Genomic DNA, 10,941 nt, shown 5'->3' with positions numbered 1-10,941 from the left:
CAGCCCGGTCGCTAACGCAACATATGCGCGACCAGCTCGGCGCGTGTGCCGATGCCAAGCTTTGCGTATACGCCGGATAGGCGGTTTTTGACGGTGCCCGGCGATACTCCCATATGGCGTGCGATTTCGGCGTTGGTCCACCCACGACAGGCGAGCATGGCCATGGTGAATTCCGTGGTCGTTAGATCGTCGGCCACGTCCTCGCCCGAATCGGGGTTGTGGATGCGCCGCCAGCCGTAGCTGAAGCGGTACGTGATCTCGATGATGCGCGCGAAATCGTCAGGGTATTGCGTTTTTAGGCACGCCTCGATGAGCCCCTGTAAAAGGCCGTGGTGCTCGCCGATGAGCTCGATGAGGCCGTCGGGGCGCGCAATGTCCCAAGCGGCGCCAAAATGCGCTTTTGCGGCGTCGACGTCTTTGAGACTCATGTATGCCATGGAAGCTGCCAGGTGCAGGAACAGTTCCGAGATGGGATAGCTTCCCTGTTTCATAATTAGGGCGTTTTCCGCCATGCCCAGACTGCGGCCATATTCGCCGCGCAGGTACAGGGCATGCGCCATCACGTAGCTGGCGAACAAGCGCAGGCCTTCGGGCAGATGCGCCGCAAGCGGATAAAACTCTTCGGCAGAATACGGGGAAGGCAAGTGCAGCAGGACGCTCGCGGCCGAGGCGAACAGGATATGCGTGGCGTGGACGGCGGGCGATTCCTCGTCAGTTGGCGTATCGAGGATGCCCGCAAGGCACCGGCGGGCGTCGGCGATACGGTTGAGCGACAGACTGGCGTATCCGCAGATAAAGCATGCGGAATAGCGCAGTGCGGGATCGGTGGCGTCAAGATAGGGGCGCGCCGTCTTGGCAGCAAGGGTGGCCTGTCCGCGAAAGTACAGCGCTTCTGCCGTGGCAATGGCGCGCGAATCGGGGTCGGAAATGCCTGCAACCGCAGCGTCCATCTGCCCCGGCACAAAGGCAGTGCACATCAACGGCATGGGAACGCATGGGTAGCCATCGCAGTCCATCTTCCATCTCCCAACAGCTGGCAACAATAGCAGCAATTGTACTCCTGTTGCTCGGGACTTGAATTTGTGGGTATCGCCTACGATTGTGCCGAACGTATAAAGGAAGAGTCTATTGGCGATGCTCCCAAGGTGGCTACCGAAGCCTAGCTGACCTCGACATTAGGAAAAAATACCACCCCTGTAAAAAGCTCTGTCGCAGCGATGGGAAACGCATCTCGTTCTGCATATAATGAGGTCATGTGACGGTGCGTTTGCATACGTGTAACGCATTCCCATCGAACCGAAAAGGAGCTCTGCATGGATCCCAACAAGCGTCCCGACGACATGGTGCGTATCACCACTCCCGAACTTGCCCAGGCGTTCATCGAAGAGCAGGTCGCTGCAATCCGCGAGCAGATCGGCGACAAGAAGGTCCTGCTGGCCCTTTCGGGCGGCGTTGACAGCTCGGTTGTCGCGGCCTTGCTCATCAAGGCCATCGGCAAGCAACTCATCTGCGTGCACGTGAACCACGGCCTGATGCGCAAGGGCGAGAGCGAGCAGGTCGTCGACGTCTTCAAGAACCAGATGGACGCCAACCTGGTCTATGTTGACGCGACTGATCGCTTCCTGGATAAGCTCGTGGACGTCGAGGAGCCCGAGGCCAAGCGTAAGATTATCGGCGCCGAGTTCATTCGCGTGTTCGAGGAGGAGGCCCGCAAGGTTGGCGACGAGGTTAGCTTCCTCGCCCAGGGCACCATCTATCCCGACATCCTGGAGTCCCAGGATGGCGTGAAGGCTCACCACAACGTGGGCGGCCTGCCCGATGACCTGCAGTTTGAGCTCTGCGAGCCCGTCAAGCTGCTGTACAAGGACGAGGTGCGCGTCGTGGGCCGCGAGCTCGGCCTGCCCGAGAACATGGTTGAGCGTCAGCCGTTCCCCGGTCCTGGCCTGGGCGTCCGCTGCCTTGGCGCCATCACCCGCGACCGTCTTGAGGCGCTGCGCGAAGCCGACGCCATCGTGCGCGAGGAGATCGACAAGGCAGGTCTGACCATCTGGCAGTATTTTGCCGTCGTGCCCGACTTCCGCGCCACCGGCGTGCGCGAGGGTAAGCGCGCCTACGACTGGCCCTGCATCATCCGCTGCATCAACACCGTTGACGTCATGACCGCCGAGGTGCCCGAGCTCGACTGGGCGCTGCTCAAGCGTATTACCGCTCGCGTCACCGCCGAGGTTCCCGGCATCTGCCGAGTGTGCTACGACCTCACGCCGAAGCCCGTCGGCACGGTCGAGTTTGAATAAATCGAGTTGCTTAAAAAAGCCAGTGTTTATGCGGGTTTCAGCGATTTCGATTAGTCTTTTGATAACAAATTGATAACAGTCATAGCAAGTGCCATTATTCTTGTTATCCAGTGGTTTATGGGTAACGGAACAATTAACAGGTGGCTTGCAGACTAAAGTTCGGAGCTTGGCTCTGAACAAATTCCATATTATAAACTAAGCCCTTAGCTGTGGTTAATAACCATAGTTAAGGGCTTTTTTGTCGTTGCCAAAGCATCTGTAGGGAGCTGCCAGTGGCAGGTCCTGTAGGTGCTTATTTATCTTTCAAGTGGTCTTTGAATGCTTCCACGAGAGCGTCACTTAATTCCTGTGATGGAACTTTTGCCCAACGCTGTGTGGTGTCGAACTCTGGATAATGGTAACGCCAGTTATCGTATTCTTCTCTGTTGATTTCTTCGGAAGATAGCTTGTCTGCCTGTTCTTTCCAAGCATACAGCATTTTGAGGAGTTCATATGCTTCTCTGCCTTTGTCCTTGTTGACCTTTAAGCATACCTCTCCGTCTGCTTCACTGACAGTAAGACCGTAAATATCTTCAAGGGTAAACAGAGTGTGCATAAGACCGATATAGCTGTCTATGTCAGGAACATCAAGAGCCTGTGGAGAAACATCAAGCACCTGTGCCATGGTGATACATATCGAGCAGATTATACGAAAAACAAAGGCGAGATATACCGTGGCAAAGCTTCCCTATAGACGCTATGTGGAAGAACGGCTTCATAAATTTGAAATCCAAAAACAGCGGGCACTGAGTGACCGTAGGGAGAAAAAGATTCGCGATGAAAAATATCAAAGAGTTATGCAGAGTGTACAAGGTGCATTAAGAAGTTGTACCAGACAAGCACCGTCTGTTGCCAAAAACTTAAAGGACAAAATGCATACGGTTAAGGCAATGGAACGAAGATTTGAAAAAGAAGATGAAAATATGACTCAGATGCCGGAACAGGAAGAAGCAATCTTTGTCAAATTAGGGGATGAAAACTCACACATTCCCGCAGGAAAAACGGTCATAGAATATGAACTTTCAAAGCTTGTGACTCCGGATGGCAAAAGAATTTTAGCAGAAGGAATTCATTTAAAAATAAAAGGTTCAGAAAAAATCTGTATGATAGGAGCCAACGGGGCAGGAAAAACGACTCTTCTAAAAAAGATAGCGGAAGAACTCCTAAATCGGAATGACATTAAAGCAGAATATATGCCTCAAACTTATGAAGACCTGCTGGATTTGGATGTTACACCGGTTGATTACCTTGATAAAACAGGAGATAAAGAAGAGCGTACAAGAATTAGAACATACCTTGGTTCACTTAAATACACACCAGATGAAATGGAGCATCCGATTCGGGAGTTATCAGGCGGACAAAAGGCGAAAGTGCTTCTCTTGAGGATGAGCTTAAGTGGTGCAAATGTTCTTATTCTGGATGAACCGACAAGAAATTTTTCACCATTGTCCGGTCCGGTAATAAGAAAAATGCTCCGAGAATTTCCGGGGGCTGTCATTAGCATTTCTCACGATAGAAAGTATATTGAAGAGGTGTGCGATAAAATATATCAGCTAAATCCTAATGGATTACAGCTAATTGGTGATTGATAACAAAAAGGATGAAAGACTGACAAATTTCAGGCTTTTAGTGAGTTGGAAAGCATACAAAGATTTGAATTTGGAGGATAGATTATGGTACGTACAGAAGATGCATGTGAAATTATAAAATATGCTTTGCAAAACGAAATTAAAGTATATTTAGATGGCGGATGGGGTGTTGATGCACTTCTTAAAAGAGAATCAAGAATACACAATGATATTGATTTGTTTGTTGAACTGAAACATTATCATGATTATATTTATGTGATTAAGCAGCATGGATTTGAGGAAGTAAATACTGATTATACAACGGATGGTCATACTGTCTGGAAAGATGATAAACAAAGAATCATTGATTTACATTGTTTTGAATTTACAGATGACGGAATTGTTTATGAGGGAGATATATTTCCATCAAAAACTTTTTCCGGTATTGGAAAAGTTGGAGATATAACTGTTTCTTGTATTGAACCATTGAGTCAGGTAATGCTTCATTTGGGATATGAACACGATAAAAATGATGTGCATGATGTGATGCTGTTGTGTGAAACATTTCAAATAGCAATACCAGTTGAATATAAGGAAAAGTAAAATTTCAGTTTTGTGTTGAATCTCTAAGCAAAATAGCTTATAATTTGACATGCTACATATAGTTATTATCCACAGTTATCGAGTAGGTGTTATCAATGCCGATAACAAAATGATAACATTAGCTCGTATAGGCAGGATAATATGGATATATCAAATAATCAAAAGAACGAGAAACATTACAGAGAATAATTCCTAAACAAAAAGCGTTAGTCTTTGTAGAGTGGGAGTAAGCTAACTCAGCTGGTAGGCGACGAGAACTAGCAGATGTGACAAAGGGACAGTCCCTTTGTCACATCCTCGATATTATGTGCGGGATGGTACGCCACGCGGCGTGCCATCCCGTTCGTTATTTTAATGAGCCGAGTGCGCGAGTGGGAAGAGTCACGAGCATGGTCGTTCCGCGCTCCGAGCTCTTTTCGACCTCGATGGAGCCGCCGTGAAGTGCGGCGATCTCCCAGACCAGCGCAAGCCCCAGCCCCACGCCGCCGTATGCCCTGCTGCGCGATTTGTCGACGCGATAGAAGGGCTGAAAGATGCTCGTCTGGTATTGCTCGGGAATGCCCGGCCCCTGGTCGCGCACGCGTAGCAGCACGCGGTCGCCTTCGGCGCAGGCGTTGATTTGCACGGTCGAGTTGGGCGCGCTATAGCGTATGGCGTTTTCGGTCAAGTTGAACAGCAACCGATAGATCAGCGTGTCGCTGCCGATCGTTTGCGCGTCGCCCTCACTTGTAAGCGTGATGTCTTTTTGCTCGGCAAGGGGTGCCAGGTCCGTGAGCACTTCTTCGATCATCGGCGCTAGGTCAATCACATCGTTGCAAGGGACACTGCGCAGCTCGCTCATCTCGAGCAGGGTCTTTGTCATGTGCGTCATTCGCTCGGTCTGCTCCTGCAGCAGCCCGAGCAGGCTCGCTGTATCGGCGTCGACGTCGGGGTGCTCGGCGCAAAACAGCTCGACCTGGGCCTGCATGAGCGCAAGTGGCGTGCGCAGCTCGTGCGCCGCATTGCCCGTAAACTGTCTTTGTGCGGAAAATCCCTCGTCAAGGCGGGCAATCATGTCGTTAAACGACGCGCTGCAGCGCCTGAGTTCAGAGGGCACGTCCTCGCTGATTTTTGTGTCGGCGAGGTTGTCGGGCCGCACGCTCTCGACTTGCGTCGCAAAGAAGCGCAACGGCCGCAGCGCATGTCCGCTTACAAAGTAGGCCAGCACGCCGCCGAGCAGCGTCACCGCCGCAGTTATATACCAGCTCGTCGCGCCAAACGATTCTTGGGCGTCGTTCACGACGATGGTCAGCGCGTCGTCGAGCTCTTTGTTTGTCGGGTCAAATGAGCTGGGCGAGGCCGCCTCCACCTTGCTGTGCGCCGACGCTTCTGCACCAATCGAGTCCATGTAGCGCATGCCGGAGTAGCCAACCAGGCAATTCATAAGTACGCAGGTCGAACATATCAGCAGTGCCGTCATCAACGTGATGCGCCACTGCAGCGACAACCGCTTCATTTGCCATCCTCCATAACGTAGCCTTCGCCGATTCGGTTGCGGATGGGGTCGTGCCCCAACGCGCCGCGCAGCTTTTTGCGCAGCGACGAGATGTGCACGCGGGTCGCGTTGCTAAAGCTGTTGACGCTGCTGTCCCATACGTGGTCGATGAGCTCCTCCTGGCTCACCGGCCGCCCCTGGTTAAGCATCAGGTATTCCAAGATGCCGGTCTCCTTGCGCGTGAGGGACAGGATCTCGTCGCCCACTGTGGCGAGGCGCGCCTTGGTGTCAAAGCTCAGCGATCCACAGGTTAGAACAACGTCGCTTTGCGTAAAGCGCCTGAGCGTGAGGCTGCGTATACGTGCCGCCAGCTCGTCAAGATGGAACGGCTTGGTGAGGTAGTCGTTGGCGCCCGCATCGAGCCCCGCTACCTTGTCGGAGACCTCGCCACGTGCCGAGAGCACAAGCACCTTGGTCTCACAATCAGTTGTCCTGAGTTGCCTGAGCACGGTCATGCCGTCGACATGGGGGAGATTGAGGTCGAGCACGACAAGATCAAAGGTCTCGACATCGAGTAGATCGAGGGCCTGCTGCCCGTCGTAGCAGCAGTCGACGCTATAGGCCAAGTTGCGCAGGCTGCGTGCGATCGCATCGCACAGCGCCCGCTCGTCCTCGACGACCAAGATGCGCATAACGTTCTCCTTGCATAGTCATTCACGCTTAACACGGATTTTATAGTCGGTATGGTCCAATGGGTCGCGAAACGAAAGGAGTGGTCAGATTGTTCAAAGCGATTAAGCCTGTGGCGCAGGTGGCTTTGCTGATCGTTGGGGTAGCCATGGTTGGCTTTGGAATTATGCGCGGCGAGGCAGATGCCGTGCTGGCCAAGGCAATCAGGCTGTGCTTGGAGTGTATCGGAATTGGATAAAAGAAAAAACACTGCATCGCATCTTTTGGCGAGATTCCGCGGATTGATTCAGGCGGCGGCGACGCTTGCGACCAATATTCACCTGCCTAACTTTGCCAAGGGCGGTATCTACCAGGGAGCCGGCAAAGCCGTCTGCGTGCCGGGGCTTAACTGCTACTCGTGTCCAGCGGCCTCGGGTGCGTGCCCCATCGGGTCGTTTCAGTCGGTGGTGGGATCGTCTAAGTTCAGCTTTTCGTATTACGTCACCGGAACGCTCATTCTGATCGGCGTGCTACTGGGACGTTTTGTATGCGGCTTTTTGTGTCCGTTTGGATGGCTGCAAGAGCTTCTGCATAAGATTCCCAGCAAAAAGCTCTCCACGAAAAAGCTCAAGCCGCTCACGTACATCAAGTATGCCGTGCTACTGTTTGCCGTGGTGCTGCTGCCCGTCTTGGTGGTTAACGATGTGGGTATGGGCGACCCGTTCTTTTGCAAGTACATTTGCCCGCAGGGTGTGCTCGAGGGCGCGATTCCGCTGTCCATCATGAATACGGGAATCCGCTCCGCGCTGGGAAAGCTCTTTTCCTGGAAGCTCGCGATCCTCATTGCGGTTGCGGTGCTGAGCGTGCTGTTCTACCGCCCCTTCTGTAAATGGATTTGCCCCCTCGGCGCATTTTATGCACTCATGAACAAGGTGTCGTTGCTGGGGATTCAGGTCGATCATTGTAAATGCGTCTCGTGCGGCAAGTGCGCCAAGGTGTGCCAGATGGACGTGGACGTTACGCGTACGCCCGACCATGCCGAGTGCATTCGTTGCGGCAAATGCGTGGGCGCGTGCCCCGTCGATGCTATTAGCTTTCGCTACGGGCTGGGTGTGACTGGCGACAAACCCGCGCAGTCCACGCAAGCCTGCGAAAACAAATAGGTACCTATATAAGTTTCGATATAAACGGAGGAACCATGAAACTGTCAAAAATTGCGGCTCTGTTGATGCTGCCCGTGCTGGCGCTGACTCTCGCGGCGTGCTCTGCCCCCAAGGGCGACGCGAAGGATGCCACGAGCGGCGATGCGCAGATTGCCGAGCTTGTGGCACAAAAGCCGTCGAGCGCCGAGGAGGCGGCCAAGCTGTACCAGCAGCTGCTGCAAAAGGAAAACGAGATCTTTGCGAGCGATAACGCCCTATGGGAAAAGGTGTTCCTTGCGGCCAACAAAGACACTCCCATGATTGAGGACGGCAAGAACTACGGTGACTTCTTGCTCGATACCATCGAGGGCGCCAAGGATCAGTTTGCGGCTGACGAGCTTAAGACGCTTAAGGCCGGCGCGCAGCAGGTCAAGGAGATCGAGGACAAGCTCATGGCGCTGGAGAAGGAGTTCCCCGGATGCGGCAGCACGCCCGGCGAGGGGGAGAGCGTCGATGCCTCGACCGCAGGCATGACCAACGGCGAGAGCGGGGAGACGAAGTTCCCCAGCTTTAAGGGCAAGGACTTGGACGGCAACGATGTAAACAGCGACGAGCTGTTCTCCAAGAACAAGGTCACCGTCATGAACTTCTGGTTTACCACCTGCAAGCCGTGCGTGGGAGAGCTGGGCGATCTGGAGAAGCTCAACAAGGAGCTTGCCGAGAAGGGCGGCCAGGTCGTGGGCGTTAATTCCTTTACGCTCGATGGCAATAAAGACGAGGTGGCTGATGCCAAGGACGTGCTTTCCAAGAAGGGCGTGACGTATAAGAACATCTGGTTTAAGTCGGACAGCGAGGCCGGAAAGTTCACCTCCAACCTGTACTCGTTCCCGACCACCTACGTGATCGACCAGAACGGTAACATTGTGGGAGAGCCGATCATGGGCGGCATCAACTCCGCTGAGCAGCGCGAGGCGCTCAACAAACTGATCGATCAGGCACTCGCGAAGAGCGAACAGTAAGTCTGTGGGACAGACAACTGAAGGGGAGTCGCTGGAAACAGCGACTCTTTTTCTGCTTCGGGGTAGCATCATGGGTATACGTCGAAAGGGCACGCAGCTTTTCGTGCATTGCCTGAGCGGTGCGCGAAGCAACCAAGCTGTGAGTTTTCTTAAGCGTTCTGGGTATGGCAGTGTCAAGAATATCGGCGGCATAAGCGGCTACACGGGAAAGGTGGTGCGTTAGCTATGAAGGTGGTTATCGTTGGAGGCGTCGCGGGCGGCGCATCGGCGGCGGCACGTTTGCGCAGACTCGACGAGCAGGCCCAAATTGTCATCTTTGAGCGCACGGGTTTTGTATCGTATGCCAATTGTGGGCTTCCGTACTACATTGGCGGCGTGATAGAAGAAGAGAGCGCATTGACGCTGCAGTCTCCCAAGGGCTTTTGGGATCGCTTTCGCATTGCGGTCAAGACGAGTCACGAGGTGTTTGCCATCCATCCCGATTCGCATACGGTCGAGGTTCGCAATATGCTGACGGGCGAGGAATTTGTCGAGACGTATGACAAGCTCATCCTGTCGCCGGGTGCAAAGCCGATTCGCCCTGCGTTGCCGGGCATCGACTCGGATAAAATCTTTAGCCTACGCACCGTTGAGGACACGCTGCGTATTCACAGCTATGTTCGAGAGCGGCGACCGAGCAGTGCCGTCGTGATCGGCGGCGGCTTCATTGGCGTCGAGACGGCGGAGAATCTGTGCGAGCTGGGGCTCCAGGTGACCCTTCTGCAGCGTCCCGTCCAGCTTATGAACAACCTGGATTACGACATGGCGACCCTTTTGCATACCGAGGTGCGTGAGCACGGTATCGATCTGCGCCTCAAGGCCGATGTGACAGGTTTTGAGGAAGTTGATGGCCGCGTTGTCACCCATGTTGCGGGCGATGGCCCTATCGGAGCCGATATGGTACTGCTTGCCATTGGCGTGGCACCTGAGAGCCATCTGGCGCAAGAGGCGGGGCTCGAACTGGGCATCAAGGGGGCTATTGTGGTCAACGACCGCATGGAGACCTCTGCTGCCGACGTGTATGCCGTGGGCGATGCCGTGCAGGTCACGCATCAGGTGACCGGCGAGGACGCGGTCATTTCGCTCGCCGGCCCCGCCAACAAGCAGGGGCGTGTCGTCGCCGATGTCATAGCCGGCATGGACAGCTGCTACCTCGGATCGTTGGGCTCATCGGTTATCAAGGTATTCGACTTGACGGCGGCAAGCACGGGACTATCCGAAAAGGCAGCACACGCGGCGGGAATTGACTGCGACAGCGTGGTCCTGTCGCCCGGTTCGCATGCGGGTTATTATCCGGGTGCAACGCCCATGACCATGAAGGTTGTCTTCGAGAAGCAGGGATTGCGCCTGCTGGGTGCGCAAATCGTGGGCATCGATGGTGTGGACAAGCGTATCGACGTTCTGGCGACTGCCATCCAGGCAGGCATGCGCGGCGATAGGCTTAAGGATTTGGACCTAGCATACGCGCCGCCGTATTCATCGGCGAAGGATCCCGTCAATATGGCGGGCTTTATGATCGAGAACCTCAATCGCGGCATACTGGCGCAGTGGCATTGGGAGGATGAGCCCAACTTGCCACGCGATGGCAGCGTGCAGCTGCTCGATGTTCGTACGGAAGGGGAGTATGAGCGCGGGCATATCGATGGTTTCGTAAACATTCCCGTCGATGATCTGCGCAATCGCCTGGGCGAGCTCGACCGGGCCAAGCCGGTTTACGTGATTTGCCAGAGCGGCATTCGCAGCTACATTGCTTGCCGCATTTTGGCGCAGCATGGCTTTGAGTGCTTTAACTTCTCGGGCGGCTATCGCTTCTTTGCAGCCGTGACTGAGGCTCGCCGCGGCAGCGCTAACGTTATGCCGTGCGGGCTCGAAAAGTAGCGCGCATTGGAATGTGACAAAGTGACAGCCTCTTTGTCGCATCGGGGATGTTATATGCGGGATGGTGCGCCATGCGGCGTGCTGTCCCGTTCGTTTTTTGGCGCGGTTCGTTACATTCCTCACTGGTATCGGCCAAAAATGAGGATAGAGTAGGACAAACGCGCCGAACGTGAACGGCGGGGGAGCGGGCGAGCGCGCCCGCGCGAGAGAGGTTGC

The 10,941-nt window shown here is 54.2% G+C and carries 10 protein-coding genes and 1 pseudogene; 7 read left to right on the top strand and 4 right to left on the bottom strand.

All coding sequences use genetic code 11. From position 1 onward, the window contains the following. Window positions 1-11 precede the first annotated feature (11 nt). On the bottom strand, window positions 12-1,016 hold the full coding sequence (locus tag DW112_RS09985) for a helix-turn-helix transcriptional regulator (RefSeq protein WP_055252404.1): 1,005 nt from the start codon (window positions 1,014-1,016) through the stop codon (window positions 12-14). A gap of 297 nt (window positions 1,017-1,313) precedes the next feature. On the opposite strand from DW112_RS09985, the gene guaA reads away from it, so the two are divergent. Beyond that, on the top strand, window positions 1,314-2,294 hold the full coding sequence (guaA, locus tag DW112_RS03400; protein WP_118328327.1) for a glutamine-hydrolyzing GMP synthase: 981 nt from the start codon (window positions 1,314-1,316) through the stop codon (window positions 2,292-2,294). 292 nt (window positions 2,295-2,586) lie between these two features. Here the strand turns inward: guaA and DW112_RS03395 are convergent. Next, window positions 2,587-2,958, bottom strand: a pseudogene (locus DW112_RS03395) (transcriptional regulator); the annotation flags it as partial. A 49-nt stretch (window positions 2,959-3,007) separates the two neighbouring features. Here DW112_RS03395 and DW112_RS03390 point away from each other — a divergent pair. Further along, on the top strand, window positions 3,008-3,922 hold the full coding sequence (locus DW112_RS03390) for an ATP-binding cassette domain-containing protein (protein WP_233545851.1): 915 nt from the start codon (window positions 3,008-3,010) through the stop codon (window positions 3,920-3,922). An 84-nt stretch (window positions 3,923-4,006) separates the two neighbouring features. Continuing rightward, on the top strand, window positions 4,007-4,504 hold the full coding sequence (locus tag DW112_RS03385) for a nucleotidyltransferase domain-containing protein (protein ID WP_118328326.1): 498 nt from the start codon (window positions 4,007-4,009) through the stop codon (window positions 4,502-4,504). 346 nt (window positions 4,505-4,850) lie between these two features. On the opposite strand, the gene DW112_RS03380 is transcribed toward DW112_RS03385, so the two are convergent. Continuing rightward, complete coding sequence (locus DW112_RS03380; protein ID WP_055252403.1) at window positions 4,851-5,999, bottom strand: HAMP domain-containing sensor histidine kinase; 1,149 nt, start codon at window positions 5,997-5,999, stop codon at window positions 4,851-4,853. Next, on the bottom strand, window positions 5,996-6,670 hold the full coding sequence (locus tag DW112_RS03375) for a response regulator transcription factor (RefSeq protein WP_118328325.1): 675 nt from the start codon (window positions 6,668-6,670) through the stop codon (window positions 5,996-5,998). Before DW112_RS03375 ends, DW112_RS03380 begins: the two co-directional genes overlap by 4 nt. A gap of 59 nt (window positions 6,671-6,729) precedes the next feature. Between DW112_RS03375 and DW112_RS10170 the strand changes: the two genes are divergently transcribed. The 4 genes from DW112_RS10170 to DW112_RS03355 all read left to right on the top strand — a co-directional run bounded on the left by DW112_RS10170 (window position 6,730) and on the right by DW112_RS03355 (window position 10,725). After that, a complete protein-coding gene (locus DW112_RS10170; protein WP_055252401.1) occupies window positions 6,730-6,906 on the top strand; it encodes a CD1871A family CXXC motif-containing protein in 177 nt (58 codons plus the stop codon). Then, window positions 6,899-7,810, top strand: a complete 912-nt coding sequence (locus DW112_RS03365; protein WP_233503109.1) for a 4Fe-4S binding protein — start codon at window positions 6,899-6,901, stop codon at window positions 7,808-7,810. Before DW112_RS10170 ends, DW112_RS03365 begins: the two co-directional genes overlap by 8 nt. A 35-nt stretch (window positions 7,811-7,845) precedes the next feature. Then, window positions 7,846-8,808 carry a redoxin domain-containing protein gene (locus DW112_RS03360; protein ID WP_117635847.1) on the top strand — a complete coding sequence of 321 codons (963 nt, stop codon included), beginning with the start codon at window positions 7,846-7,848 and terminating at the stop codon, window positions 8,806-8,808. Between the two features lie 225 nt (window positions 8,809-9,033). Next, a complete protein-coding gene (locus DW112_RS03355; RefSeq protein WP_117636918.1) occupies window positions 9,034-10,725 on the top strand; it encodes an FAD-dependent oxidoreductase in 1,692 nt (563 codons plus the stop codon). Window positions 10,726-10,941 lie beyond the last annotated feature (216 nt).

This window comes from Collinsella sp. AM09-41, assembly GCF_003473245.1.
In the GTDB taxonomy this organism is placed as follows: Bacteria; Actinomycetota; Coriobacteriia; order Coriobacteriales; family Coriobacteriaceae; genus Collinsella.
This window is presented reverse-complemented; position numbering and strand designations above follow the sequence as displayed.